Annotated in this window: 28 protein-coding genes and 1 tRNA gene; 23 read left to right on the top strand and 6 right to left on the bottom strand. The window is 44.5% G+C overall.

The annotated features are described in order from the left end of the window. Positions 1-63: 63 nt before the first annotated feature. The 4 genes from fliE to AC3WVG_RS06710 form a co-directional block, all read right to left on the bottom strand. Positions 64-381 (bottom strand): flagellar hook-basal body complex protein FliE, encoded by a 318-nt coding sequence (gene fliE / locus AC3WVG_RS06725; RefSeq protein WP_488797395.1) that lies wholly within the window; start codon positions 379-381, stop codon positions 64-66. Positions 382-461: 80 nt separating this feature from the next. Continuing rightward, positions 462-899 (bottom strand): flagellar basal body rod protein FlgC, encoded by a 438-nt coding sequence (gene flgC, locus AC3WVG_RS06720; protein ID WP_488797394.1) that lies wholly within the window; start codon positions 897-899, stop codon positions 462-464. Beyond that, positions 899-1309, bottom strand: a complete 411-nt coding sequence (flgB, locus tag AC3WVG_RS06715) for a flagellar basal body rod protein FlgB (RefSeq protein ID WP_488797393.1) — start codon at positions 1307-1309, stop codon at positions 899-901. The genes flgC and flgB overlap by 1 nt, the downstream gene beginning before the upstream one ends. Positions 1310-1334: 25 nt before the next feature. Next, on the bottom strand, positions 1335-1709 hold the full coding sequence (locus AC3WVG_RS06710) for an FmdB family zinc ribbon protein (protein ID WP_488797392.1): 375 nt from the start codon (positions 1707-1709) through the stop codon (positions 1335-1337). 277 nt (positions 1710-1986) lie between these two features. Here AC3WVG_RS06710 and AC3WVG_RS06705 point away from each other — a divergent pair, with 277 nt between their 5' ends. From AC3WVG_RS06705 to hflX, 3 genes are all read left to right on the top strand, one after another. Then, the gene (locus tag AC3WVG_RS06705) at positions 1987-2544 is read left to right on the top strand and encodes a tetratricopeptide repeat protein (RefSeq protein ID WP_488797391.1); all 558 of its coding nucleotides are present in this window, start codon (positions 1987-1989) and stop codon (positions 2542-2544) included. A 158-nt stretch (positions 2545-2702) separates the two neighbouring features. Beyond that, positions 2703-3296 (top strand): IMP cyclohydrolase, encoded by a 594-nt coding sequence (locus tag AC3WVG_RS06700; RefSeq protein WP_488797390.1) that lies wholly within the window; start codon positions 2703-2705, stop codon positions 3294-3296. 181 nt (positions 3297-3477) lie between these two features. Then, positions 3478-5058 carry a GTPase HflX gene (gene hflX, locus AC3WVG_RS06695; RefSeq protein ID WP_488797389.1) on the top strand — a complete coding sequence of 527 codons (1581 nt, stop codon included), beginning with the start codon at positions 3478-3480 and terminating at the stop codon, positions 5056-5058. A 522-nt stretch (positions 5059-5580) separates the two neighbouring features. On the opposite strand, the gene AC3WVG_RS06690 is transcribed toward hflX, so the two are convergent. After that, positions 5581-5656, bottom strand: a tRNA-Phe gene (locus AC3WVG_RS06690). 131 nt (positions 5657-5787) lie between these two features. On the opposite strand from AC3WVG_RS06690, the gene plsY reads away from it, so the two are divergent. The 20 genes from plsY to hemB all read left to right on the top strand — a co-directional run bounded on the left by plsY (position 5788) and on the right by hemB (position 24631). Then, positions 5788-6369: a glycerol-3-phosphate 1-O-acyltransferase PlsY gene (gene plsY / locus AC3WVG_RS06685; protein ID WP_488797388.1), complete on the top strand. Its 582-nt coding sequence runs from the start codon at positions 5788-5790 to the stop codon at positions 6367-6369. Positions 6370-6899: 530 nt separating this feature from the next. Further along, positions 6900-7997: an inositol-3-phosphate synthase gene (locus tag AC3WVG_RS06680; RefSeq protein WP_488797387.1), complete on the top strand. Its 1098-nt coding sequence runs from the start codon at positions 6900-6902 to the stop codon at positions 7995-7997. Positions 7998-8661: 664 nt separating this feature from the next. Next, positions 8662-9435, top strand: a complete 774-nt coding sequence (rpsB, locus tag AC3WVG_RS06675; RefSeq protein ID WP_488797386.1) for a 30S ribosomal protein S2 — start codon at positions 8662-8664, stop codon at positions 9433-9435. After that, the gene (tsf, locus tag AC3WVG_RS06670) at positions 9425-10021 is read left to right on the top strand and encodes a translation elongation factor Ts (RefSeq protein WP_252381412.1); all 597 of its coding nucleotides are present in this window, start codon (positions 9425-9427) and stop codon (positions 10019-10021) included. The genes rpsB and tsf overlap by 11 nt, the downstream gene beginning before the upstream one ends. A 100-nt stretch (positions 10022-10121) precedes the next feature. Continuing rightward, the gene (gene pyrH / locus AC3WVG_RS06665) at positions 10122-10832 is read left to right on the top strand and encodes a UMP kinase (RefSeq protein ID WP_488797385.1); all 711 of its coding nucleotides are present in this window, start codon (positions 10122-10124) and stop codon (positions 10830-10832) included. 2 nt (positions 10833-10834) lie between these two features. Further along, positions 10835-11389 (top strand): ribosome recycling factor, encoded by a 555-nt coding sequence (gene frr, locus AC3WVG_RS06660; protein ID WP_488797384.1) that lies wholly within the window; start codon positions 10835-10837, stop codon positions 11387-11389. Between the two features lies 1 nt (position 11390). After that, entirely contained in the window at positions 11391-12092 is a 702-nt protein-coding gene (gene uppS, locus AC3WVG_RS06655; protein ID WP_488797396.1) for an undecaprenyl pyrophosphate synthase, read from the top strand. After that, positions 12089-12895 carry a phosphatidate cytidylyltransferase gene (locus AC3WVG_RS06650; protein ID WP_488797383.1) on the top strand — a complete coding sequence of 269 codons (807 nt, stop codon included), beginning with the start codon at positions 12089-12091 and terminating at the stop codon, positions 12893-12895. Before uppS ends, AC3WVG_RS06650 begins: the two co-directional genes overlap by 4 nt. Positions 12896-12935: 40 nt before the next feature. Next, positions 12936-14141 carry a 1-deoxy-D-xylulose-5-phosphate reductoisomerase gene (gene dxr / locus AC3WVG_RS06645; RefSeq protein ID WP_488797382.1) on the top strand — a complete coding sequence of 402 codons (1206 nt, stop codon included), beginning with the start codon at positions 12936-12938 and terminating at the stop codon, positions 14139-14141. A gap of 56 nt (positions 14142-14197) precedes the next feature. Then, positions 14198-15265, top strand: coding sequence for an RIP metalloprotease RseP (gene rseP, locus AC3WVG_RS06640; protein WP_488797381.1), 1068 nt, complete (start codon positions 14198-14200; stop codon positions 15263-15265). Positions 15266-15354: 89 nt separating this feature from the next. After that, the gene (gene tsaB, locus AC3WVG_RS06635) at positions 15355-16101 is read left to right on the top strand and encodes a tRNA (adenosine(37)-N6)-threonylcarbamoyltransferase complex dimerization subunit type 1 TsaB (RefSeq protein WP_488797380.1); all 747 of its coding nucleotides are present in this window, start codon (positions 15355-15357) and stop codon (positions 16099-16101) included. 80 nt (positions 16102-16181) lie between these two features. Beyond that, positions 16182-16499 (top strand): hypothetical protein, encoded by a 318-nt coding sequence (locus AC3WVG_RS06630; protein ID WP_488797379.1) that lies wholly within the window; start codon positions 16182-16184, stop codon positions 16497-16499. Next, the gene (locus tag AC3WVG_RS06625; RefSeq protein WP_488797378.1) at positions 16499-16987 is read left to right on the top strand and encodes a metal-dependent transcriptional regulator; all 489 of its coding nucleotides are present in this window, start codon (positions 16499-16501) and stop codon (positions 16985-16987) included. The genes AC3WVG_RS06630 and AC3WVG_RS06625 overlap by 1 nt, the downstream gene beginning before the upstream one ends. A gap of 705 nt (positions 16988-17692) precedes the next feature. Then, on the top strand, positions 17693-18616 hold the full coding sequence (locus AC3WVG_RS06620) for a flagellin N-terminal helical domain-containing protein (RefSeq protein WP_488797377.1): 924 nt from the start codon (positions 17693-17695) through the stop codon (positions 18614-18616). A 119-nt stretch (positions 18617-18735) separates the two neighbouring features. Further along, positions 18736-20412, top strand: a complete 1677-nt coding sequence (fliD, locus tag AC3WVG_RS06615) for a flagellar filament capping protein FliD (RefSeq protein WP_488797376.1) — start codon at positions 18736-18738, stop codon at positions 20410-20412. Between the two features lie 55 nt (positions 20413-20467). Next, the gene (gene fliS, locus AC3WVG_RS06610) at positions 20468-20851 is read left to right on the top strand and encodes a flagellar export chaperone FliS (protein WP_488797375.1); all 384 of its coding nucleotides are present in this window, start codon (positions 20468-20470) and stop codon (positions 20849-20851) included. Between the two features lie 312 nt (positions 20852-21163). Further along, positions 21164-22060: a zinc-ribbon domain-containing protein gene (locus tag AC3WVG_RS06605; RefSeq protein ID WP_488797374.1), complete on the top strand. Its 897-nt coding sequence runs from the start codon at positions 21164-21166 to the stop codon at positions 22058-22060. Positions 22061-22089: 29 nt separating this feature from the next. Next, positions 22090-22425: a hypothetical protein gene (locus tag AC3WVG_RS06600; RefSeq protein ID WP_488797373.1), complete on the top strand. Its 336-nt coding sequence runs from the start codon at positions 22090-22092 to the stop codon at positions 22423-22425. A gap of 27 nt (positions 22426-22452) precedes the next feature. After that, positions 22453-23637 carry a 12,18-didecarboxysiroheme deacetylase gene (ahbC, locus tag AC3WVG_RS06595; RefSeq protein ID WP_488797372.1) on the top strand — a complete coding sequence of 395 codons (1185 nt, stop codon included), beginning with the start codon at positions 22453-22455 and terminating at the stop codon, positions 23635-23637. 19 nt (positions 23638-23656) lie between these two features. Further along, positions 23657-24631 carry a porphobilinogen synthase gene (gene hemB, locus AC3WVG_RS06590; protein WP_488797371.1) on the top strand — a complete coding sequence of 325 codons (975 nt, stop codon included), beginning with the start codon at positions 23657-23659 and terminating at the stop codon, positions 24629-24631. Positions 24632-24636: 5 nt separating this feature from the next. On the opposite strand, the gene AC3WVG_RS06585 is transcribed toward hemB, so the two are convergent. Continuing rightward, complete coding sequence (locus AC3WVG_RS06585; protein WP_488797370.1) at positions 24637-25872, bottom strand: glycosyltransferase family 4 protein; 1236 nt, start codon at positions 25870-25872, stop codon at positions 24637-24639. Between the last annotated feature and the right edge of the window lie 78 nt (positions 25873-25950).

The raw sequence follows: 25950 nt of genomic DNA, 5'->3' as shown, positions 1-25950 counted from the left end.
AAGTCTTTGTTAGCATTGAAGAAAATGCGCTCGCAAATTAACTCAGAAAGTTGAGATTGAAGTCTAAAAAGGCATGCGCATTAACTCTTTATAGGCTTCCAGAACTTTATTGCGCACAGCTGAAGTCATTTGCATCGCCAGACCTGCCTTTTGCAGAGTAATCATGAGTTCATGAACGTTCTGATTTTCTCCAGCAGCAAAAGACTTGATCATCTCTGCCTTCTCTTCCTGTAACTCGTTGACCTTTTTTAACGACTTTTTCAGACTATCAGTAAAAGAATCATGGACGTTCTTATCGTCTCTGCTTTTTTGAACATCAACAGTTTTTCCGGCCTGCAGGGCGTTAGTGTAGGCTTTCAGAGCCAGTGGTGATATTGCCATAATCGCCTCCTCTTCTTGGGATTTAGTGCTTGAGGAAAAAGTTCGAAAGCAGTCCTAAACCCAAAACAAAGTCTAAGATCCTATCGTCCTATTTCCAAAGCCTTATTGAACATGGTTTTCGCCGTGGTAATGGCCGAGACATTGGCTTCATAAGTGCGCAGGGCTGTCATTAAATTGGCCATTTCCTCGACTGCATTTATGTCCGGGTAATTGACATACCCATCTGCATCCGCATCAGGATGACCGGGATCATAAACGCGTTTAAATGGCCTTTTGTCCGTGACTACGGCTTTGACCTGTACTCCGCGCAGCTCACGGTCCAAGGCTGTTTGCATTTCCCTGCTAAAAGGAGTCTCCAGCGGGACGGCTTTAAACAAGACGGTTTTGCGACGATAGGGCCCTCCCTCAGAAGTCTGGGTTGTGTTGACATTGGCCAAGTTCATGGAAATGACATTCAAATGCGTCCTTTCGGCACTTAAAGCCGAGGCACCAATATCCAAAATAGTCATGAAATCCATTATTTTCCTCCTTCACTAATTACCAACTTTAATCCTTCGAAATTTTTACGTAAAACCTGGGTCAGGGCATTATAGAGCATAGTATTTTTAGCCATGATGGCCATTTCTTTGTCCAGGTCGACCCTGTCTTCACCTTGAACCACCCGAGGTTCAAAATCTTTAAAAAAATCAGGGCCAAAATTTTGCGGATCGAAGCGGACTGGCAAATGTTTCTCATTGGTACGGGTTATTTTGTTGTTCTCCTCTAAATCCAGGGCCGCTTGGAGCTTTTCCTCAAATTCCAAACGTCGAGCCCTGTAGCCCGGAGTTTTGATATTAGCCAGGTTGGACACGACGACATTTTGACGCATCAGGCGCAGATCCAAGACCTTAGCTGTAAGTTGAATATGATCTTCAAATAAGGACTTCATCGATTCCTCTCCTGTTTACTTGTTATTAAGAGTCATCGTCACTGTCACCATATGCAACTCCTGTTCCAGAATCATCAAACCCTTCTGCGCCCAAAGTTTCTTCCAAGGCCTGATCAACCTCTGCCGGGTCAAAGTCTTCACCAATTTCTGAGCCCATTTTTTTGATCATTTTGGCCATGGACCGGGGATCATTCTCATCAAAATCACCCCATTTACTGGGATCGGCCAACCTTTCCAAGCGCGTCTCTTCTGAAAGTTTGACCCTGGCCCGAGAAATGAGCTTTTTCATCCTTGTTCCTCCACATTGCGGACACTTGGTCTCAATTTCCTGGCTCACACGAAAAGTGATTAGTTCCCGAATTTTTCGACAATCATAACAATAATATTCATATATGGGCATCGAGACCTCCTTGGATGAGTTTGTTGAGTAACTATAAAGTTAAAAAAGCAAGTAAACGCCGTATGCCTTCAACTAAAACGTTTTTTTGAAGACTCACCTAAACTAATGGGAACATTTTTACGATAACATATACAAAAACTACATGGAAATGATAATCGCCCCCACCCTCCAGTCAAGAAAAGACAGGATATAAAATACGATCTCAAATCTTGGCATCAACTTTGCTTAACTCAAAAACAAAGATAAATTTTTTACTCAAAAAAACGGAGGAGAATTTATGAGTCACCTGGATTATGAAATCAACAAGGAATTAGGTGAGTGTTATCTGTTTATGGGAGAGCTGGACAAGGCAGAAGATTACTATAAAAAAGCCGCCAGCAACAATGGGGTACATGCGGACCCTTATCTTGGCCTGGCCACAATAGCCGTGCAAAAGGGAGAGTTGGAAAAGGCCATGTCTTTATACAAAAAAGCAGCAAAGATTGAGCCAAATGACAAGGCCTTTGCCGGCATGGGGCTGGTTGAAATGGAAACCGGCTCCAAAGAAGAAGCCTTTTCCCAGTTTAAAAAAGCCCTGGAAATAAATCCGGAAAATCTAATAGCCTTATTCGGTTTGGTCCAGACAGGGCATGTACTGAACAGGCTTGAAGAAACAATTGACCACCTTCAAAACTATCTGCAGCTTAACCCGGATAAAGCAGAAGTCCGCTACTCCCTGGCCGGCTGCCTGATAGGTCTTGGTCGTAATGAAGAGGCCAAAAAGCAAATTCAGATTATCCTGGAACAGGATCCCGATAATGAAGCCGCTCAAGAACTACTTGGCCAAGTCGAATAGCTTCTCCTCCCCGTCTGTCCGGCCTTGAATTCATACTTCAGGCCGGACAAAATTAAAAGCTAACCAACTGAGCTAGTTAGACTGCCCTGCGCCTACGATAAAAATCCTTGCCAGCATCGGGCAAATTTGGCATTTCCTCCCAAAAAAAGGAGGAATGTATGCAATTTTTGCCCATTAAGCGTGCTTTACTGAGTGTTACGGATAAGTCCGGCTTGGTCGAGCTAGCCCAATTTTTGGCTCAAAACCAGGTAGAGATCGTTTCCACCGGCGGAACCAAAAGACTACTGGAGGAAAACGGAGTCCCTGTTGTTTCCGTGAGTGATGTGACTAATTTTCCGGAAATTCTAGACGGTCGGGTCAAAACTCTGCATCCGCATATTCATGCAGGCGTCCTGGCTGATAAAGATAATCCTGAACATCTAAAGACTCTTGAAGAGTTAAATATAAAACCCTTTGATTTAATTTGCGTTAATCTATATAATTTTGCACAGGCCGTAGAAAAAAGCCTGGATTTAAAGTCAGCCATTGAGCAGATCGACATTGGCGGCCCTACACTGCTGCGCGCCGGGGCCAAAAACTTCCACTCCCTTTGCGTCTTGCCTAATCCGACATTTTATCCGAGATTTATGACCGAGTTAAAAGAAAACGGTCAGATCAGCCTCGGTTTTCGCCAGGAAATGGCAGCCTATACATTTTCTATGATTTCTGAATATGACCGGATGATCGCCAATTATTTAAAGGTGGACGGGTAGTTGGACGGAAGAATAACCGGGGTATCTTATACCCCACCCCCCATCAACCCATCTACCCATCAACTCATTAACCCATGAACTTATTAACCCCTTAACCCATCAACCAACAAACAAGGAGAAGGATATAGCTGCCAAGCCCCGTGGAAATCTTACCGGACTGAAACCGAGCCAGGTCAAGCTCTTGACCAGACTGTATAACAGGCGTTTTCCACTCAAAAACGTTTATACGCCTGAACAGGCCAGGGAGTTGGCCTTAATCAGCCACGATATAGGGCGGCAAATCGGCCTGATCATTGACCGCAAAGGCAATGTGGTCATGGTCATCGTAGGGACAAGCAGCGGAATTCTGATTCCCCAATTGGACAAGGCAAGGCATGGCAGCGGCCGGTTAAGCGGCTTGAGGTTGTTGCACACCCACTTGAATCTTTCCCCTATTTCTGAAGAAGACCTCATGGACATGGTCTTTTTGCGCCTGGACTCGGTTTCCCTGTTGACTCTTACCCCTGATGGGGAGCCGGAAAAATTTCAGTGGGCCCATATTTTGCCGCCCAATGAAAAAAATAAGCTCTATCAGGTTTACGAACCAGTCCCCTGGAGTAGAGTAAACATCGATCTTGCCGCCCAGACCAAATCACTGGAAGAAGAACTTGCCCGGCTGGGAGCAAGTATTAACGCCAGCGACTCCGAAGCCGGAGAAAACAGGGCCTTACTTATCAGCGTCAGCACATCGCCAAAGGAGGCACAGGAAAGATCATTGCAGGAATTAGCTGAACTCGCCCGTACAGCCGGGCTGGACGTGGCAGGAACAGTTATTCAACGCGTTGTGAAAATAAACCCTAAATTTATTCTAGGTAAGGGCAAGCTGGCAGAATTGGAGGTAATGGCACTGCAACAAAACGCATCTCTTTTGGTCTTTGATCTGGAGCTGAGTCCAACTCAACTCAGGAATCTAGCCAATATTACAGAGCGCAAAGTTATTGATCGTACCCAGCTCATCCTGGACATATTTGCCCAACACGCCAGCACAAGAGCAGGAAAACTCCAGGTCGAAATGGCCCAACTGAAGTATACTCTGCCCAGACTCATTAAACAAAACCGGGCACTTAGCAGATTGACAGGGGGTATAGGAGGGAGAGGGCCAGGAGAAACCAAGCTGGAACTTGACCGCAGAAAGATCAGGGACAGGATCGCTCGAATAAAAAAAGAACTCCAAAAATTGCGCAAGCACCGCCAAAGCACACGTATGCGCAGATATCAGGCTGATATACCCGTCATTGCCTTGGTCGGCTATACCAATGCAGGAAAATCAACTCTTTTAAACACCCTAACCCATAGTCAGGTTGTAGCTGAAAACAAACTCTTTGCCACCCTGGACCCCACTAGCCGCAGACTTCGCTTCCCAAGAGACAGGGAAGTCATTTTAACTGACACAGTAGGTTTTATCCGCCATCTGCCAGAGGATTTGAAACAGGCTTTTATGGCCACGCTAGAGGAACTCAGCCTGGCTGACATCCTGGTCCAGGTAGCTGATGCCAGCCACCCAGAGGTGGAAGAACAAGTTAGAGCTGTGGATAATATTTTAGAAGATTTGGACTTAAGAGACAAACCAAGGATTTTGGCATTGAATAAATGGGACCTGATTCATGATGAACAAAAAGTTATGTTGGCAAACACCTTTCCCCAAGCCATACCTATCTGCGCCCTGCAAAGAGATACTCTAACGGGCCTCGTTAATGCCATCCTGGATTTTCTGGATTTATAATCTATATCCAGTAAGGTACCAACCTCTTCTCACCGAGTGCATTCGATATCTGCACTAGCTATTTATGAAAGGTTATATTTTTTAAGGGGTAGAGAGTAAGGGGTAAGGATTAATGAGTAAGGGGTAGGGAGTAAGGGAAGCTTACTTAAAGCCCTCTTTTATTTTTATCACAGACAGACGCAGACAAGCGCGCCCGGCGACTTGCCGCTCGCACTGCTGTTCCGGCCTGAAAGGTCGGGAATGATATTTGGATCTCGACTCTTATTTAACCACGGCCTTTTAGGCCATCAGGTTTTTGTTCGGCAAGGTCTGCCGAACAAAATGAAAGTTGTCTGCGTTGGTCTGCGGTTGAAAAGTGCATTAGACTTTGCGGTTTGGCGCGAAATATTTCTTAAGAGGGGTGATTTCGGAATAGATAGTGGCGGAAGAAAGAAAGAAGTCGCTTGTTGTTGATTGCCCTTATCGAACTACTCAAAAGTAAAAAGGGTTTACGGCAAATCGCCGTAAACCCTTGATTTCTAATGGTGCCGAGGGACAGAATCGAACTGCCGACACGGGGATTTTCAGTCCCCTGCTCTACCGACTGAGCTACCTCGGCACCGCCGTTAAGCAGGAAAGACTTTTATCCAAAACTTATATCCTTGGCAAGCTATTTTTTTTGTTTTTTTGAAATTTACATTTTTATAAAAACAGATTATTTTTTGTTTATTTTATAAAAAGGAGAACAAGATGGTCAGTATATTCTGGTTAGCCTTGACCTATCTTTTAGGTGCAATGCCTTTTGGTCTTTTGATTGCCCAGGTTTTCTGTCGTGTCGACCCGCGAAAACTTGGCAGCAAAAATACAGGGGCTACCAACGTGGCCAGAACCTGCGGACTAAAATATGGAGTCCTGACTCTGGCTCTGGACATACTCAAAGGTTATCTTCCGGTGATTACGGCCACTAGCTTTAGCAATTCTACATTTTTTCTTTCATTAACAGCCCTGGCAGCGGTGCTTGGCCACATGTACTCTGTTTTTCTTTATGGGAAGGGGGGTAAAGGAGTGGCCACCACTATTGGCGTTTTCGTAGCCTTGGTTCCGCAGGCATTGTTTTTGTCCCTTCTCATATGTCTGGCTGTAATTTTTTTGACGGGTTACGTCTCTTTGGGTTCAATAGCCCTGGTATCTTTTTTGCCTTTGGTGCTTATTGTCACGGGGCAATTCAAACTTTTGCCTTTAAGTCTTATTGTCATGGTTTTTATCTTCTGGAAGCATAGGGAAAATATCCAGCGTCTGGTAAAAGGGGAGGAAAATAGGATAAAAGGCTAAATAATCTCTCGCCCGCTCCCGTTGGTCGCTAGAGACGCGGAGACACAGAGGTTCTTGCTGGCTACCCTAACTGGGCATACAGCAAGAAAGCTTACATTTTAACCGCAGACGCACGCAGACGGTCGCAGACATTCTTGTTCGGCAGACTTTGCCGAACAAGGAGAATTAAGATTTAAGAGGTAAGCTCTGGGGTAGTTGGGATGTACTGGAAAGATTTGAGGATATGATATTTTTGTACTTAACAAAAGATTTACATTATGTCGGATGTTGGTCGTAGGCATCTTGTAGGGAGTCTACAAAGGAGTATGCTTCCCTTACCCCCTACCCCTTACTCCCTTACCCCTCAATTCGTACCCCTTATCTTACCACCCTTTAAAAATCTAAAATTCAAGAAATTCCCACCAAATTCTACATAAAACCCTGAATACAATTTCAACAACACTATAACTTTTTTTCTCTCTTGATAAAAGAAAGAATTCTAGTCATAATCCAAAAAAACTCTTCTGCTTTTGGATAAAGGAGGTCACGTCATGCCGAAAATAAAAATCGCTATTGTTGGTCTTGGAAATTGTGCCAGTTCTCTGATCCAGGGTATTTACTATTATCAAGATAAATCTCCTGAAGATGCCATCGGGCTTATGCATTGGAATATTGGCGGGTATAAGCCTGGTGATATCGAAGTCGTGGCCGCCTTTGACATTGACAAACGCAAAGTCGGGCTCGATGTCTCAGAAGCCATTTTTGCTCCACCCAATTGTACGACCATATTTCATAAAAATATTCCCCAAACAGGAGTCAAGGTACAGATGGGCAAAGTCTTAGACGGTTTTTCTGAGCATATGCGCGACTATGAAGAAAAATATACCTTTGTGCTAAGTTCTGCCCCTGAACCCAGCAAGGATGAAGTTATTTCCATTTTAAAAGAAAGCAAAGCTGAAATCTTGCTTAACTATCTCCCGGTTGGCTCGGAAGAGGCCACTAGGTTCTATGCCCAATGCGCTTTGGATGCGGGACTGGCCTTTATCAACAATATGCCAGTGTTTATAGTCAGTGACCCGGAATGGGCCCAAAAATTCACCCGGAAAAATATACCCATTATTGGTGATGACATCAAAGCTCAACTAGGAGCAACCATTACCCACAGAACCTTGACTGATCTTTTTCGCAAGCGCGGAGTTAAACTGGAACGGACATACCAGTTAAATACCGGAGGCAACACAGACTTTTTAAACATGCTAAACCGGCACCGCCTGCTTTCCAAAAAAGAATCCAAAACCGAGGCAGTGCAATCAGTGGCTGCTCAACGCCTGGATCCGGAAAATATCCATATTGGACCCAGTGATTATGTGGCCTGGCAAAAGGACAACAAAGTCTGCTACCTGCGTATGGAAGGCAAACTCTTTGGGGACGTGCCTATGAATCTGGAATTGCGCTTGAGTGTTGAAGATTCTCCCAACTCGGCTGGAGTAGCCATTGATGCCATCAGGTGCTGCAAACTGGCCCTGGATCGTGGCCAGGGCGGACCTCTTTATGGCCCCAGCGCATATTTTATGAAGCACCCTCCCAAACAATTCCCGGATGACGTGGCCTATGAAATGGTAGAAGAGTTTATTCAAATGGATTTATGAGCCTATGACCAAACCCTATTTTAACCGCTGATTGAAAGTCCTGGTTGGAATGCATTACAAACGGCTTGGGTAACCCAAATCTTGACGAAGCTTGCGTAAAAAACAGAACATCGGGATGAATTGCCTAAATACTTCACGATATTGACCATAACTATCTATAGTTTAAGTTGAGCGATTATTTTGCAGTTCAAACTTTGAGATTGCTTCGCTACACTTTGTTCCACTCGCAATGACAGCAGCGAGATCGCCATTGCGAGGGCAGCGAAGCTGTCCGTGGCAATCTCATCACCCATTGAGTGAAAATCGCTAAACTTAGGTATAATTAAAAGAAAATTCGTTTATCCAAAATACCCCACAATGCTCTGCCCGCAAGCAAGCTTTGAGAACAGGTCCAAGTCTTTGCACCAGCATGAAAGAAATCAGGATTGAAATAAACCTTGGGAATTAAGTTGATAAAAAGGTTCGGCCAAAGGCTCTTATTAGGATATATTAAATTAGTCACGAATAACCGAATCTCGAATCACGAAAAATTAATACTTGCCAGAAGCAATCATTTTTCTTATGGAAACACGTTTCAAAGTCACACGCTCAAGCTAAACCCTCTGGGTGCTCCTTTCAGTTAGGAGTTAGCTTCTTGAGCGGAGGAAAAACCCAAGGAGGACTTATGGCATACGTAACCATGAAACAGATGTTAGAAACTGGTGTCCACTTTGGCCACCAGACCAGGCGCTGGAACCCCAAAATGCGTCCTTATATTTTTGGGGCCAGAAAAGGTATTCACATTATTGATCTGCAACAAACCGTCAAATTATATCAAAAAGCGCACGATTTTGTTGTGGACCAAGTCGCTCAGGGCAAGCAGGTCATCTTTGTAGGCACCAAGCGTCAAGCCAGAGAAGTTGTCAAGGCAGAGGCAGAACGATGCGGCATGTTCTATGTAACTAACCGCTGGCTTGGTGGCACATTGACCAACTTCAAGACCATTCGTCGTAGTATCGATCGCTTAAAACAACTTGAGGCAATGTTCGAAGACGGCAGCGTTAGTCGCTTTCTAAAAAAAGAAGTAGTCAGAATGGAAAGAGAGGTCAAAAAGCTAAACAATGCCCTGGGTGGGATCAAAAACATGGAAGATCTGCCTGGGGTTGCTTTTATTATTGATCCCAAAAAAGAAGAAATAGCCGTCAAAGAATGCCGCAAACTGGGCATACCAATTGTGGCCATTGTAGATACTAACTGTGATCCTGACCTCATAGACTTTGTCATTCCGGGAAATGATGATGCTATCCGGGCTATTAAACTCTTTTCCAGCAGTATTGCTGATGCATGTTTAGAAGGTTTGGCCAGACGGGAAGATAGAGAAGAGGAACAACAGGTTCAGGAAGAGGCCGCAGAAGAAAACACTGCTGAAGAACAGGAGGAAGATAAAAATGGCAATTAGCGCACAAATGGTTAAAGCCCTGCGGGAAAAAACAGGTGCAGGGATGATGGATTGTAAAAAAGCTCTGGAAGCTTGTGCAGGTGATGAAGAAAAGGCTATTGCATGGCTCAGGGAAAAAGGTCTGGCTAAAGCCCAAAAAAAGGCTGGGCGAGCCACTTCTGAAGGTTGGATCGGCTCTTATATTCACTCCAATGGCAAAATAGGTGTCCTTGTCGAACTCAAATGCGAAACTGACTTTGTGGCCAGAAATGAAAAGTTTTTGAACCTGGCCAAAGATCTGGCCATGCAGATTGCTGCCACCAATCCTGTTTGTGTCAGTCCTGAAGAACTCCCTGAAGACCTTATTGCCAAAGAGAAGGAAATTTACCTTAACCAAGCCAAGGAAGAAGGTAAACCTGAACATATTGCAGAAAAAATCGTCGAGGGTCGCTTGAAAAAATATTACAAAGAGGTTTGTCTCTTGGAACAGCCATTTATTAAGGATGATTCCAAGACCATCAAGGACTTAATCAACGAAGCCATTGCAGTACTTGGCGAAAATATACAGATAGGGCGTTTTAGCCGCCTGGCACTCGGGACAGAATAAAAAAAGGGCCGCACGGCCCTTTTTTTTGACTTTATCGTTCAGGGTATTGTGTCTCACTACGTTTTACCTTGCACCTTAACCCTTACACATCAAGCGAACCATGAAATATAAACGCGTACTAATCAAATTAAGTGGCGAAGCTCTTGCCGGAGAACAAGGTTTTGGCATCGATCCGGAAACCATCTCCTCCATCAGTCAAGAGTTAGTTGAAGTAGCCAACACGGGCGTTCAACTAGCTATTGTCATTGGCGGGGGCAATATTTTCCGGGGAGTTTCTGCTTCCTCTAAAGGGATGGATCGCGCTTCTGCCGATTATATGGGAATGCTGGCTACGGTCATGAATGCTCTGGCGATTCAGGATGCCCTGGAAAAACTGGGGGTAACTACCAGAGTAATGACAGCTATTACCATGCGCGAAGTGGCTGAACCTTATATCAGGCGCCGGGCAATTCGACATCTGGAAAAAGGACGGATAGTTATCTGTGCTGCTGGCACTGGCAACCCCTATTTTACCACAGATACGGCTGCAGCCTTAAGAGCGATGGAGCTAAAAGCAGATGCCATTTTAAAGGCTACCAAAGTAAACGGTGTTTATGATAAGGATCCGGTCAAACACCCCGATGCCAAAATGTTTGACCGGTTAACTTATATAGATGTATTACAAAAAAGACTGAAGGTTATGGACTCTACAGCCATTTCTCTTTGTATGGACAATAACATGCCCATAGTTGTCTTTAATCTCTTTGAAACTGGCAATATAAAACGGATAGTTTCAGGAGAACAAGTAGGAACTATCGTCCAAGGAGGATAACTATGCAGGACGTACTTGATAACTGCAAAAAAAGAATGAAAAAGGCGATCCAAAGTCTGGAAAAAGAATTTAGCAAACTAAGAACTGGACGGGCCTCCATCACGCTTCTGGAAGACTTAAAGGTCGATTACTATGGCACTTTGACACCTCTCAATCAACTGGCATCCATCTCTACTCCGGACAGCCGCACATTGGCCATCCAACCATGGGATCGGAATGCGTTTGGTGAGATTGAAAAAGCCATCATGAAATCTGATTTGGGCCTAAACCCGGTCAATGACGGCAAAATCATTCGCATTAACATCCCCCCTCTGACCGAAGAAAGACGAAAAGAACTGGTTAAAGTGGCAAAAAAATTTGCTGAAGATGCCAAAATTGCCATTCGCAATGTCCGACGCGATGCCAATGAGACTTTGAAAAAAATGAAGAATGAAAAAGAGCTTACAGAAGATGAAATGCACCGCGGTCAAGATGAGGTCCAGAAAATTACCGACTCTTTCGTGCAAAAGGTAGAAGAAGTCTTCAGTAAAAAAGAAAAAGAAATAATGGAGATCTAAGCTGAGTACAACCAAACTGCCCACACATCTGGCCATAATTATGGATGGCAATGGCCGCTGGGCCAAGCAAAGGGGCCTACCACGAAGCGAAGGCCATCGGCAGGGAGCTGGCACAGCCCAAAAAATCGTTGAAGAATGCAGGCGCCTAGGCATTAAGTATTTAACATTATATGCTTTTTCTAAAGAAAATTGGTCCAGGCCCAAGAGTGAAGTTTCTTTTCTCTTTGATCTGCTAAAAAAGTTTCTGCAAGGTGAAGTGACCAAGTTAATGCAACAGGATATCCGACTGAATATACTGGGCGAGATTAATGAACTGCCTCTGGGCACGAGGAATGTAGTTCAGATGGTCTGCACCAAGACCCAAAACAACCGGAGTATGCACCTGAACCTGGCCTTGAACTATTCGGGAAGGGCGGAAATCGTGCGTGCCTGCAAACAGTTATTACAAGAAAATTCCGACCCTAACTCCTTAACAGAAGAGACTTTCAAAGACTATTTGTACACTAAAGGCCAGCCCGATCCCGATCTAATCATTCGCACCAGTGGAGAGTTACGCCTAAGCAATTATCTCTTATATCAAGCCGCGTATGCCGAACTCTATTTCACACCTGTTTTGTGGCCTGACTTTTCGCCAAAGCATTTGCATGCGGCCCTGGAAGATTATGCAGGTCGAAAAAGGCGTTTCGGACGCGTTGAAGAATGATGAGTTTTTCTGCACATCAAAAAAGAATCATTACGGCCCTAATCCTTATCCCTGTTTTGGGGTTAGTAATTTTTACCGGTGGCCAAGCCATTAATCTCGCCCTTGTTGTGGTTAGCGCCCTGGGATTATGGGAGTTTTACTCTTTTTTCTGGCCGGGAAAAGAAAAATTTTTCTTTAAATTTTTTGGCATAACCCTCGGAACTGTTTTTATTCTTCTCCCATGGACATGGCTCGTAAGCCATGCGCTCCTTATTGTAATTATTTCTTTTTGGCTCTTGTGTCTGTGCTTCCTGGTGCAATTTAGCCTCATTCAAGACAAGGCTTCCTTTTTTGATTCTTTGATCATCTTTGCCGGACTTTTTTATCTTCCCTTTGCGCTCAAACTTTTTATCCGCCTAAGCCCCCAGGAAATAATCCTGGTACTATTGGCCACTTTTGCTTCGGACACCGGAGCTTACTATGTGGGGAGTTGGAAAGGAAAACGCAAGATCTGGCCCCAAATAAGTCCAAAAAAAACCTGGTTAGGTAGCATAGGCGGACTTATTTTATGTACTTTAATCACCCTGGGTCTGGGGCTTACATGGGGAAAAGATATCTGGTGGGCATACTTGATCTTGGGGTTTGTCCTGAGCCTGGCGGCGCAACTGGGTGATTTTTTTGAATCGGCTCTAAAACGTTGGGCCAGAGTTAAGGATTCCGGTCGACTTTTGCCCGGTCACGGTGGCATACTGGATCGAATCGACAGCTTGTTACTTTTACTGCCAGTTTATATCATCAGCCAAGAAATTTATCCCATGTTTTAGATTTTACACATAAAAAATTGATAACTTTCGATATTAAACATTGATAGACTACATTTCTTCTTTAGACATAACCGCAAAAAAAATTACATGGCCCCGTTCCGTTGTCCTCTTGGGGTCAACCGGTTCCATAGGTACGAGCACTCTCAAGGTCATAGAAAGACATAAAGAGTCCTTTACAGTTCTTGGGCTGGCCGGAGCCAGAAACATAGAACTTTTAGCCAGGCAAGCCAGCAAGTTTCGACCCAAATATGTAGCTGTCTTAAATAATGAGCTGGCCGAAAAACTTAAGGAACTCCTTCCCCCGGAATATAATCCACATATTTTAAGAGGCCAGGATGGATACGTACAATTAGCCAAACTGCCTGAAGCAGACTTTGTCCTTTCAGCCATGGTAGGTGCTGCCGGTCTTGCCCCAACCATGGCTGCCGCAGAATCCGGAAAAGTCATTCTTCTGGCTAACAAAGAATCCCTGGTCCTGGCCGGAAATTTAATTCGAAAAATAAGTCAAACTTCGCAGTGCATCATCCTTCCTGTTGACTCTGAACACAATGCCATATTTCAAGCCCTGGCTGGTCACTCCACCCAAGAAGTGGACAAAATTATTCTTACTGCCTCCGGGGGCCCCTTTCGCGGAAAGAATAAAGAATTTTTACAAAATGTGACAAAAAAACAGGCTCTGGCCCACCCCAACTGGTCCATGGGAGCTAAAATTAGCATAGATTCTGCTACCATGATGAACAAGGGACTGGAAATCATTGAAGCCCATCATCTTTTTGGTATAGACTTGGAACAAATCGATGTCCTTGTTCATCCCCAAAGCATTGTCCATTCTCTGGTAGCTTATAGAGATGGTTCGTTTCTGGCTCATTTGGGCATTCCAGACATGCAAATACCCATTGCCTATTGTCTGGCGTATCCAGACCGCGTAAGACTTGATTTACAGCCACTGGATCTAGCCCAGATTGGAACCCTGACCTTTGAGCCGCCCGATGAAAATCTATTCCCCTGCCTTGGACTGGCTAAAAAGGCCCTACTGGCGGGCCCGAGCTATGCTGTCGTGCTCAACGCTGCCAATGAAGTTGCTGTAGAGCTTTTTTTACAGGAAAAAATCGAATTCTTACATATACCAGAACTTATCTCCAGGGCCTTGGATCAACATCAAGGCCAAAAAATAGATTGTTTGCAGGGAATCATGGATTTAGATTTACGTACCAGACAACTTGTAAGTAATATGATAAACTCTTAAAAACTTGAACCCTAGGGGTAATTAATTTAAATTCTGAATAAAAGGAACTGATTATTATGCTCCAAAGTGCTATCGCCATAATTTTAGTTTTGGGTCTGCTCATATTTTTCCATGAGTTGGGCCATTTTTTAGTAGCCAGAATGCTAGGCATCGGGGTAAGCACCTTTTCCTTGGGTTTTGGTCCCCGCATTTTTGGCTTTAAGCCTGGCAAAACCGAGTATCGTTTGTCTGCTGTCCCTTTAGGAGGCTATGTTCACCTGGTCGGCGAAACAGCTGAAGCTGAGCTCCCCCCGGGATTTAAGGCTAGTGAAAGTTTTGCCCTCCGCTCCCCTTGGCAAAGAATTCTTGTAGTCAGTGCCGGGCCTATCTTTAATTTTGTTCTGGCCTGGCTCATTTATTGGGGAATTTTTTGGGCAAACGGTCAGATACAAATTCTGCCTGAAGTTGGTCAGGTAGCTGAAAATAGTCCGGCTCAGGTAGCAGGCCTTAAGTCCGGAGATATGATCTTAAAAGTAAACGGCCAGGAAGTTGAATATTGGGACGACTTAGCTAAGGCCATCAGGCAAAGCAAAGGAGCCCCCCTGCGCCTGCAGGTCCAGAGAGACAAGGGCGTGGTTGAACTAATGGTCAAACCCAAAATCACCAAACGTCGCAATATTTTCGGGGAAAAAATTTTAGTCCCGCAAATTGGCATCACTGCCTCCGGACGAACCGTTTCCATTCCTCTTTCCTGGTCAGAAGCAGCCAAGACAGGACTTATTCAAACCTGGACCCTGATCAAACTCACCCTTGAAGGCCTGATCAAATTAATTGAGCGTATTATTCCTTTAGATACCATTGGTGGGCCAATTATGATCGCAAAATTAGTCAGCGACCAGGCCCATCAAGGTCTAATCAATGTTCTGGCCTTAACAGCATTAATCAGTATCAACCTGGGCTTACTCAACCTTCTGCCTATTCCTGTCTTGGACGGAGGCCATATTCTTTTTTACACCATTGAAATTATTATCGGACGTCCACTGGATCAAAGGCTACAAAAAATAACCACTAAAATCGGCCTGAGCTTTCTCATCGCCCTTATGGGCCTGGCAGTAGTCAATGATATCCTGCGCTTCTTCAAGTAACGTTGGAACTTAATAACGAAACAATACTTCCCTGCCTTGCAGGCTTTAAGGGCAGACATCCCCGGCGGCGGGTTCCCCGGATAGACTCCATGAACTCAACAAACGCAAAAAACGCAATATTAGCGGTCAATGGAGCAGAAGCCTCCCTTCAGTTGGTCATTGGCCACAATCAAACCGTACTCCTGGCACAGGAGATTTACGCTCCTGGACAGGCTATGAAATACTTAGCCCCTATCTTACAGCAAGCTTTAGACCTTTTAAATCTAAAGTTTTCCGATTTAAAAGGTCTGGCTTATGTACGCGGCCCAGGAAGTTTTACCGGGCTGCGCCTGGTGCTGGCACATATTTTCGGCCTGGCTAGAGGATGCAACCTACCGGTGGCTGCGCTGGATTACTTGCCACTCCTGGCCCAAGGTCCGGGACCATTGCTAACAGGCGAACTCTGGGTGGTAACCCACTCCAGACGTAATCAAGTGTACGCCCAGGGTTTTGAGGTGCCTGAAGTAAAGGCCATCTCGGAGCCAAAGGCCTTGAGCTTGGCTCGGTTAGAAAAAATTCTTAACATGAGACCTAAAAAAGTCTATCTTTTAGGAAGTGGTGTACGAAAAAATCAGGTTCTCCAGCAAAATAACTCCTGGGAAATTTTGCCCAGTTTTTGGGATAAACCTCTACCTGATATACTATTAGCCAAGGGGGGTCAGGCCAAGTTTACCAAAGAAATGATCCCTCCCCTATATTTACGGCCATCAGATGCTGAAGAAAACCTGGCCAATATTGCACAAAGCAGAGGAGTGGACCTGGAAGAAGCACGAAAAATCGTAAATCGAGATTCGTAATTTGTTAAAAAATAAAGTGAAGTTGCCCGAACACGAAATTTAGGGGTAGGGAATAAGGGGTACGGGTTAGGGAAGATTGCTTGAACCCCTCTTTTATTATTAACCGCAGACCCACGCAGACGGACGCAGACAAGTGCTCCCGGCGACTTGCCGGTCGCACTGTTAGTTCCGGCCTGAAAGGCCGGGAAGGATATTTGAATTTCGACTTTTATCGTATCGGATACGGCTGTCATTACACCCAGAAAGTGATAGTTACTGATCCTAACCACGGCCTTTTAGGCCGTCAGGTTTTTGTTCGGCAAAGTCTGCCGAACAAAATGAAAGTTGTCTGCGTTAGTCTGCGTGGGTCTGCGGTTAAAAAAGTGCATTTTAGACTTTTTCCCGACAGGTGCAGATAATGGTTACGCTTTCTCCTAGCCTTGAAGATTATCTGGAGATAATTTTTTTACTTGAATCTACCAACTCCGAAGCCCGGCCAAAGGATATTGCCAATCGTCTTGGAGTACAAAGGGCCTCGGTTACCGGAGCCTTGCGCAGTCTGGCTGAAAAGAGATTGATAAATTATCAACCCTACAGTTCAGTCACTTTGACTCCAGAAGGCTTTAGGCTGGCTGCGCGCATTGTCCATAGACACAAGGTCCTGACCGAATTTCTGCAAAAATTTCTTGGCCTCCCTTCTGATGTTGCCGAGGCCAATGCCTGCCGTATGGAACACCACATCGATGACGAGGCTCTGGAAAGATTGATCCAATTCATCCAATTTGTGCAAAACTGTCCGCGTACAGGGGACGACTGGCTCAAGGCCTTTACTCGCCTTTGCTCAGATCCTGGCAAATGCTCTAACTGCCAGGCTTGCGTCCAAAAATGTCTAGACTCCCTTGATTGAGTTATTGCACTTAAATACGCCTGCCAAAAGTATTCTGACTTTCTATATTCCCATCCTGATTGACTAACCTTTTTCTACAAAATTATCATAAGAGTCTGTGGCCAACCCCCATTTTGACTGCCAGATTGAAAATTCTGGTTTCTGGAATGCCTTGCAAAGGGCTGGGTAACCCATCTTAGTGAAGCTTGCGGAAAAGCAGAGCATCGGGACGACAAAGCTAAATATCTGGTGCTTCCTGCCATAACTATCGGCAATTAAAAGAAAATTCGTTTATCCAAAATACCCCATTATGCTCTGCCCGCAAGCAAGCTATAGATGGGTCCAGGCATTTGCACCAGCATGAAAGAAACCAAGATTGAAAAAAATCATGAAAAGTTGTCCTATGAGTAGGGTTCAGCCACAGACTCTTTATGCTCTGTCCACAAGCAAGTTTTGAGAACAGGTCCAAGTCTTTATACCAGCATGAAGGAAACCAAGACGGAAATAAAACCATGGAAATTAAGTTAATAAAAAGGTTTGGACACAGGCTCATAAATCCGAGAACCTTTTGTTTGTGTACAAAAGGTTGGATACCGGTCACCACTCTTCCCAATAACCAAAAAGTCCCAAAAATATCCTAAAGTTATTCCTCAATAAGCCGATTATTAGAGTAAAGCAAAAAGGATGGCAGGGAAGCCATTCAAAAACTTTCAAGGAGGAATAGCTATGTCTTTAGTAGTTAATCACAATTTAATGGCCATGAATGCAGCCAGGAATTTATCCATGGCTTATGGCAAACTGGGTGTGTCCACCAGAAGACTCTCTTCTGGTCTAAGAGTAGGAACAGCAGCTGATGACGCTGCAGGCCTGGCTATCAGGGAGCTTATGCGCGCAGATATTGCTGCTGTTAATCAGGGTATCCGTAACGCCAATGACGCTATTTCTCTGATTCAAACAGCTGACGGCGCCTTACAAACTATTGACGAAAAGTTGATCAGGATGAAAGAGTTGGCTGAACAGGCTGCAACCGGTACTTACACCTCAGACCAGAGATTGCTCATTGATTCAGAATACCAGGCCATGGCCTCAGAAATTACCCGTATCGCCAATGCCACAGATTTTAACGGTATCTATCTATTAAATGGAAATTTATCCCAGTCAGGAGATCAATCTACATGGACATCTGACGGAAGTGGTCTGGATGCAACTGGTGCTCTGCGCGTCCACTTCGGTACAGCCAACGATAGTGCGGAAGATTACTATCATGTTGCTATTGGACTTTCGACTGCATCTGCCTTTGGTTTAGGTAACAATGCAGATACTTCCAGGTCTGACTATGTAGGTGGAGCCTCCATCTCTACACAGAGTCTCGCCCAAGCCGCTTTGGAGGGCATCAAACAGGCTATTGTCTCAAAAGACCAAATTCGAGCCAGCCTTGGCTCCCTTCAAAACAGATTACAAGCCACAATTACCAATCTTCAAATCCAGGCTGAAAATCTGCAAGCTGCTGAGTCTCGTATCTCTGACGTTGATGTGGCCACTGAAATGACCGAGTTTGTCCGGCAACAAATCCTTACTCAGTCTGCTGTAGCCATGCTCTCCCAGGCCAATTCCTTGCCAAGGATGGCCTTACAGCTCATAGGAGGATAAAACTTCTTAACCTAGCACTAACTCAAAGGCCGGGCCTGATGGTTCGGCCTTTTTTGGTCCAGGCACTTAATTTGCATAACCTATGATATGCAGGTAAAATTTTCTCCAGGAGGCCTACTATGGTAGCGGAAACTGACTACCTCACTTCCGGGCAGATACACTTCACCGGCCTAGGTTCAGGTACGGATTTTGAGACCATGATCCAAAAGCTGGTGGAGTTAGAAGGCGCCCATATCAGAAGGCTGGAAGCCTGGAAGCAAGATATACAGGATAAAATCGAGGCCTTTCAGGAATTAAATTCATCCATGCTCAGTCTGAAAACAACATTATCGGGCATGGATACGATGAAAGAATTTTTTATCAAGAACGCTACTTCAAGCAATGAAAACATCCTAACAGCCTCAGCAAGCAGTGATGCGGAAGAAGGTACCCATACGATAGACATCAATCAACTGGCCCAAAATGATATCGAAATGAATAACAATGGGTATTCAGATTCAAATGCTGTCATTAACAGCTCGGGCTCCACAAAAATATTTTCATATACCTACAACACCACTACTGTTTCCATCGATGTTCCTGATGGCACTACTCTTGAGGGATTAGTCAACCTGGTTAACCAGGATGCAGATAATCCGGGAGTCAGGGCCTCATTGATCTTTGATGGGACTAATTATTATTTTCAACTCCGGGGTCTGGACCTGGGCGATAAATACGAAGTAACCATTGAGACAGATGCCACCGATCCTTTAACAGGCTTTACCACTACTGATTTTACAGAAACTCAGGATGCGCAAAACTCCCAAATCAGAGTTGATGGTTGGCCTACGAGTAGCTGGATTGAACGAGAAACCAATTCTATAGATGATGTCATTACCGGCCTTACTTTAAATCTGAAAGATACTGGGACAGTAAAAGTTACCGTAACCAATGATAATGAGGCCATTAAGGAGCAAATACGTACGTTTGTCGATCAGGTAAATACCGTATTAACTTTGATTAAAGAACAAAGCAAAGTTGATCCTGTCTCACAAAAAGGCTCCGTGCTTACCGGCAACTACGGGCTAAACATGATACAGGAGCAGGTAAAAAATATTTTAGCAGCCAAGGGCATAGGCTTTGACTATAACGAAGACACTTATCCTTCATTATCCAATATAGGGATCACTACTGATGCACAAACAGGATCTCCAACCCTAGGACTCCTTTTATTAGACGAGAGTAAACTTGATGAAGCACTGCAAAAAGATCCTCAAGCCGTTGCTGAAATCTTCAGCGCCGACCTCGTGCCAGCAACCAATACGTCAGATTTCCGCTACTATTCACATATCGATGGACTAACAGAGGGTGGAATATATGATGTTACTTATAGTGTAGATTCAACAGGGACCATAACATCTGCTACGATTGACGGAGAAACCGCCAGCATATCAGATAATATTATCACATCAATGAACGGAGCATCAAAAGGTCTGGCTATCCAGGTAGATAACCTGACACAGGGAGACTACTCTGGCCAAATCAGGCTAAAAAAAGGTAAGACAGGTGAACTGATTGACAAACTGGAGGAATTAACTGATTCGTATAACGGGCCTCTGCATATCATGGAAGAAAATTACAATGATACAATAGACAACCTCGATAAAAAAATTGCATGGGAACAAAAACGGATAGACAACTTCGAACGTGCTTTGCGCGACAGATACGCCCGATTAGAGGCCTTACTAGGTTATTATGATGGTTTGAGCAACGCACTTTCAGCACAAATTGGCTCACTTTCCACCAAAAGTAAATAAACTTAATTAAACTCTTGGTGAACTCACTTACTAAAGCAAATTAAGGAGGAAATACATGCAAACTGCAGCCAGGGCCTATCTTCAAACCAAAGTTAACACTACGACTAAAGAAGAACTGGTGGTCCTTCTTTTCGAGGCAGCCATCAAATTCCTTCAACAAGCTAAAGAAAAGATAAAAGAAAATGATTTCGCTGAAAAAGGTATCCTTATCTCCAAAGCTTTGGACATTATTTCTGAACTTAATGCCAGCTTGAACACTGAAAAAGGGGGCGAGGTTGCAAAAAATTTACACAATCTTTATTATTATTGTCAGACTAGGTTGCTGATAGCCAATCTGAAAATGGACTGCGAGATTATTGACGAAGTCATTGGCATCCTAAAAAAAATTGGCTCGGCTTTTGCCGAAATAGTGCAAAAAAACAAACTTGCCCACCCATAAATCCCCTGCATCTTGCTCTATCTCAGGACGCTCCTGCCCAAAATAAAAATTTGCTCTACATGAACAGTATTATGAAACGGTGAAAGGGTGAATCGGGAACAATGAAGCTCGGAAAAAATAATATTCTCTTTGTTTCCCCTTTCACCTCTTCACCGTTCCTCCTTTCATCACCCAAGACATTATTTAAACTTGATTATCTATAAATGAATAATTAAGCTTGTATTTTGTATTGATGAGCATTATCATTTATATCAATGATAGCTTTTTTACTGACAACTAAAATCCTTGCCTGAACAAAGACAGGGAGACACAATGCGTATTACCTGCCCCAACTGCCAGTTTAGCCAAGATGTCCCAGAGGAAAAGATCCCTCCCAAGGCAGAACAAGCCACTTGTCCTAAATGTAGACATAAGTTTAAGTTTAGAGACTTAAGCTCATCTTTTAAGCTTTCCGAAGAGCCAGAAGCCACTCCGATGGAGCAAAATGATAAATCAACAGAGAAAAGACAATCAGACCTGGAGGGAGAAAACAAGGAAAACATCTGGGAAAAATTAGAGTCCATGGCCAAAGATACGGAATCCAAAAAGGTAGATAGAGACAGTCTCGCGGAAGAGGAGGCGGATATCCCTTGGGAACATTTAGAAAAATACGATTTTTTCCCAGGCCTTTTCAAAACCATAAAAGAAGCCATGCTCTCTCCGGCAAACTTTTTTGCCCGGATGAAACTCACAGGCTATAGTAAGCCTCTTGTGTTCTATCTTCTACTAGCCGAAGTCCAGGCCATTGCCAACTTCATCTGGCATATGGTCGGACTTATGCCCATGATAAGCTCCCAGGGTTATGCGGTTCCGGGGATGGGTATAGCTGGCCTTGGCTCAGCAATCCTTATACTCTACCCCCTTTTACTAACTATATTATTATTCATGGTTGTCGGCTTCAATCACCTTTTCCTTGTGCTGGTCCGGGCTGGAACAAGTGGCTTCCAGGGCACTTTCAGGGCAGTGACCTATGGTAGTGCACCAATGATCCTGGCAATTATTCCCTTCATTGGTCCCCTGCTAGGGGGACTTTGGGCCATGGTGGTCACGGTTATCGGATATAAAAATATTCACCACACAAGTTATGTCAAAGTCTTTATAGCTATGTTCTTGCCCATAATTTTAGGTATCGTCTTAGGAGTAATTTTACGCTTCTCATCCTCTTTTTAAGACGTGAAAATGAGTACGTGAGATAGAATATGTTTAACCGACTCAAAAAATTATGGCAGCAACATCGAGAAAAAAAAGAGCTCAAAAAAAGCATCGAGCCTCTCGAATTTCAGAAAATGGCCCAGGAAATCCTGATTATGGCTGAAATTGCCGCCCAGATCCTGCCTGAAGACAACCAGGTTCAAACCAGGATCAAAAAAATCAAACAGGATGTGGAAAAGTTACAGGTCCTGATCCAAAATAGAGAGTTTAAAAAACTTTCCTTTGATACCAGGCTAGAGTTAAAGCATAGTTTGGAGGCTTCCAAGGTTCTGTTGGAAGAAAGCATGCATTTGGCCTTGCCTCCGACCAATCTTTTACAATAAAAAAACAAAATTTTTTAAGAGGACATTATGATAGGAATTTCAAAACTTTATTGTGCCAATATTGAACCATCTGATGCCTTGCGCTATGGGCGAAAGTCTAAAGAACTGCCGTCTCATCTTTTACAATTCTCCAAAGATAAAAAGCCCGTGGTGGTCTGGAATATGACCCGCAGATGTAACCTGAAGTGTGTCCACTGCTATGCACGGGCAGTTGATCCTGAAGGTAAAGACGAGATTTCCACGGAACAGGCAAAACAGATCATCGACGACCTGGCGGCTTATGGCGCTCCAGTAATGCTCTTTTCTGGTGGGGAGCCTCTGGTCCGGCAAGACCTGACAGAGCTGGCCCACTATGCTGTAGGCAAAGGTATGCGCGCGGTGATTTCCACCAATGGCACCCTAATTACCAAGGAAAAAGCCAAAGAATTAAAAGATGTGGGCCTGTCTTATGTGGGCATTTCCCTGGATGGGGGCGAGGAAGTACACGACCGCTTTCGGGGCGTTCCCGGAGCCTTTAAAAAGGCCCTGGAAGGTGTGGAAAATTGCCAGGCCGAAGGTCTGAAAGTAGGGTTGCGCTTCACTATCAACAAAAGAAACGTGGGAGAAATCCCCAAAATTTTTCAATTACTAGACGAAATGGAAATCCCCCGCGTCTGTTTTTACCATCTGGTTTATTCGGGACGTGGCTCCGAACTAATCAAAGAAGACTTGGGGCACCAGGAAACCAGGGACATGGTCGACCTGATCATGGATGAAACCAAAAAACTTTTTGACGCAGGAAAACCAAAAGAGGTCCTGACCGTTGATAACCATGCCGATGGCCCTTATGTTTACTTGCGGCTTCTTAAAGAAAACCCTAAGCGGGCAGAAGAAGTGTACGAGCTTTTGCAGTTTAATGAAGGAAACAACTCCGGTCGAGGCATTGGCTGTATTTCCTGGGATGGCAGCGTGCATGCGGACCAATTTTGGCGCAACCACACCTTTGGCAATGTCCTGGAAAGGCCCTTCTCTGAGATATGGGATGATCCAAATATCGAACTTTTGGCCAAACTGAAAAACAAAAAAGCCTATGTAAAAGGTCGGTGTGCCTCTTGCCGTTTTTTAAACGTTTGTGCTGGAAATTTCAGGGCCAGGGCAGAGGCCTACTATGGAGACATCTGGGCGCCAGATCCGGCCTGCTACCTTACTGATGAAGAAATTGGAATAAAATAAAAATAGGGAGAGAAAAAACATGTCTGGCTTTTATCGGGGACGAAGACTCAGGCGTACAACTGGGATCCGGGAATTAATTCGGGAAACAGAAATCAGACCCAAAGACCTGATTCAACCCTATTTTGTGGTCGAGACTGAAGACAAAAACTTTGCCTGTGAAGTTCCTTCCATGCCTGGACAATATCAGCTATCCATACCCAAACTTCTGGATAAGATTGGCCAGGCAGTGAACAATGGGCTCAAAAGCTTGATCCTCTTTGGAATTCCAGCCCATAAAGATGAGACAGGAAGCCAGGCCTATGCTGAAAACGGAATTATCCAGCAGGCAGTAAAGGCTATCAAGGATAAATATCCCCAGCTTGTTGTCATCACTGATGTCTGCCTGTGTGAATATACGTCACATGGTCATTGTGGGCTGATAAAAGACAGGTATGTACAAAACGACCCTACTCTAAAACTTCTGGCCCAAACTGCCCTCTCCCATGTCCAGGCAGGGGCAGACATGGTTGCGCCATCGGACATGATGGACGGACGGATTCAGGCCATAAGAGCTATCTTGGATGAAAACGATTATACTGAAATCCCCATCATGTCCTATGCGGTCAAATACGCATCAAGCTTTTACGGACCATTTCGTGATGCAGCAGGAAGCGCTCCGCAATTTGGAGATCGCAGATCCTATCAGATGGACCCGGCCAATTCAGTAGAAGCCATGCGTGAAGCCCAGGCAGATATCGACGAGGGTGCAGATATTATTATGGTCAAACCTGCCCTGCCTTACCTGGATATCGTACGTAAAATAAGAGATAATTTTTTTGTCCCGGTAGCAGCTTATCAAGTCAGTGGGGAATATAGCTTGATCAAGGCAGCTGCAGCCCAAAACTGGGTGGATGAAAAAGGTATTGTTATGGAGAGCCTGATTTCTATTAAGCGGGCGGGAGCAGACCTGATTCTTTCCTACTTTACAGAACAGGTCCTTAAATGGATCAAGTAATATCCCTATAATTTGAGCACTAAATCATACACCTTTTCCACGCGGGCAAACACCACTGACCAAGAATAAAATTTTAATAAGTCCTCGACCTTGGTCAAATCTAATTGAGGTTCTCTTTGTGCGCCTCTGATTTGCTTTTTTAAGCACTGAACAAGGTTATGGATAAATTTCTCTTCGTCCTCTTGAACAGGAACATCGACCTGCTGAAGCCTGGGTAGAGGTACAAGACTAATATAATCACTAACCTTTCCATTTCTACACAGCACCTCCAGTACTCCGGGCAGAGTCGTGGCTACCAAACGACAGCCACATGCCAGGGCCTCCAACAAGACTAAAGGTAGACCCTCAAAAAATGAAGGAAGAATAAAGATATGGCCTTGTTTCAAGACCCTGGCCAACTCCTGCTGTGAAATCAGACCATAAACCCTGCACCTGGGGCCAAACTTTTCAGCCAGCTTTAAGCAAGTTTCCTTTTCTGTCCCGCTTCCGCCCCCGACAAGATGCAAGACAAATTCTTCTCCTTCATCCAGCAACCTTAAAAGAGCCCTCAACAACCACGGAACACCTTTTGCCCGGCTGAGTTTTCCAGCATAGACCAAATGTACCGGTGGAGGGGTTGGCTTTATCTCCGGACAGAACAGATCATCATTGTACCCTGCACCGACCACATGGATTTTTCTCTCTTCAATCTGATAAAAACGAACAATATCATCTTTTTGCGCTCGACTTAAAGCCAAAACCGCATCAATTTTTTGGCATGGTCCCAAGACCCTTTCTTGCAGATGAGCACAATTTTGGAACTGGCGCAGGTCAGATCCGTGGCAAGTAGTTACCTGGGGTAAGTGGCGGAAAAGCTCCCGCACAAGAGCTGATACCAGCCACAAGTGATGGGTGTGAATAATATCGGGCTCAAAGCTTTGCACCATCTTCTCGAGTTTGGCAGCAAAACATTTTTCATAGGCTTCCAGTTCGTCGCTGCTTAAATCGCAAAATCGTTTACTGGGGTAAGGCATGACATCGCTCATACCCACAATAGGAAAAGAAAGGTCCTGGCCTTGAAAATAGACAAAAGAAGAACATTTTGGAGCTAGTTCAAAATCGGTTAAATCTTCCCCTTTTGGCAACCCTGCCAATAGATAATTCTTGTGTCCCTTTTTAATAGCCTCCCTGATCATGGCCCGGATATAGATACCGCTTCCGGTTGAATCAGGTCGCTGACTCAAAACATGTAGTATCCTCATTCACATACTCCTTTAGAGCCTATGGCCGAACCCTATTTTAACCGCTGATTGAAAGTCTTGGTTTCTGAAATGCATTAC

Source organism: Desulfovulcanus sp. (assembly GCF_982781345.1).
Note: the sequence above shows the minus strand (reverse complement) of the source record. Positions and strands in the feature narration are given on the sequence as shown.

Bases quoted from the DNA above. Each gene is read 5' to 3' on its own strand.
- rseP (WP_488797381.1), top strand. From the start codon at position 14,198: ATGCTCCAAAGTGCTATCGCCATAATTTTAGTTTTGGGTCTGCTCATA.
- ahbC (WP_488797372.1), top strand. From the start codon at position 22,453: ATGATAGGAATTTCAAAACTTTATTGTGCCAATATTGAACCATCTGAT.
- AC3WVG_RS06650 (WP_488797383.1), top strand. From the start codon at position 12,089: ATGATGAGTTTTTCTGCACATCAAAAAAGAATCATTACGGCCCTAATC.
- fliE (WP_488797395.1), bottom strand. From the start codon at position 381: ATGGCAATATCACCACTGGCTCTGAAAGCCTACACTAACGCCCTGCAG.
- AC3WVG_RS06585 (WP_488797370.1), bottom strand. From the start codon at position 25,872: ATGAGGATACTACATGTTTTGAGTCAGCGACCTGATTCAACCGGAAGC.
- flgC (WP_488797394.1), bottom strand. From the start codon at position 899: ATGGATTTCATGACTATTTTGGATATTGGTGCCTCGGCTTTAAGTGCC.
- fliS (WP_488797375.1), top strand. From the start codon at position 20,468: ATGCAAACTGCAGCCAGGGCCTATCTTCAAACCAAAGTTAACACTACG.
- AC3WVG_RS06625 (WP_488797378.1), top strand. From the start codon at position 16,499: ATGGTTACGCTTTCTCCTAGCCTTGAAGATTATCTGGAGATAATTTTT.
- AC3WVG_RS06705 (WP_488797391.1), top strand. From the start codon at position 1,987: ATGAGTCACCTGGATTATGAAATCAACAAGGAATTAGGTGAGTGTTAT.
- rpsB (WP_488797386.1), top strand. From the start codon at position 8,662: ATGGCATACGTAACCATGAAACAGATGTTAGAAACTGGTGTCCACTTT.
- hemB (WP_488797371.1), top strand. From the start codon at position 23,657: ATGTCTGGCTTTTATCGGGGACGAAGACTCAGGCGTACAACTGGGATC.
- fliD (WP_488797376.1), top strand. From the start codon at position 18,736: ATGGTAGCGGAAACTGACTACCTCACTTCCGGGCAGATACACTTCACC.
- AC3WVG_RS06605 (WP_488797374.1), top strand. From the start codon at position 21,164: ATGCGTATTACCTGCCCCAACTGCCAGTTTAGCCAAGATGTCCCAGAG.
- plsY (WP_488797388.1), top strand. From the start codon at position 5,788: ATGGTCAGTATATTCTGGTTAGCCTTGACCTATCTTTTAGGTGCAATG.
- AC3WVG_RS06620 (WP_488797377.1), top strand. From the start codon at position 17,693: ATGTCTTTAGTAGTTAATCACAATTTAATGGCCATGAATGCAGCCAGG.
- AC3WVG_RS06600 (WP_488797373.1), top strand. From the start codon at position 22,090: ATGTTTAACCGACTCAAAAAATTATGGCAGCAACATCGAGAAAAAAAA.
- tsaB (WP_488797380.1), top strand. From the start codon at position 15,355: ATGAACTCAACAAACGCAAAAAACGCAATATTAGCGGTCAATGGAGCA.
- AC3WVG_RS06680 (WP_488797387.1), top strand. From the start codon at position 6,900: ATGCCGAAAATAAAAATCGCTATTGTTGGTCTTGGAAATTGTGCCAGT.
- AC3WVG_RS06700 (WP_488797390.1), top strand. From the start codon at position 2,703: ATGCAATTTTTGCCCATTAAGCGTGCTTTACTGAGTGTTACGGATAAG.
- flgB (WP_488797393.1), bottom strand. From the start codon at position 1,309: ATGAAGTCCTTATTTGAAGATCATATTCAACTTACAGCTAAGGTCTTG.
- AC3WVG_RS06710 (WP_488797392.1), bottom strand. From the start codon at position 1,709: ATGCCCATATATGAATATTATTGTTATGATTGTCGAAAAATTCGGGAA.
- tsf (WP_252381412.1), top strand. From the start codon at position 9,425: ATGGCAATTAGCGCACAAATGGTTAAAGCCCTGCGGGAAAAAACAGGT.
- frr (WP_488797384.1), top strand. From the start codon at position 10,835: ATGCAGGACGTACTTGATAACTGCAAAAAAAGAATGAAAAAGGCGATC.
- pyrH (WP_488797385.1), top strand. From the start codon at position 10,122: ATGAAATATAAACGCGTACTAATCAAATTAAGTGGCGAAGCTCTTGCC.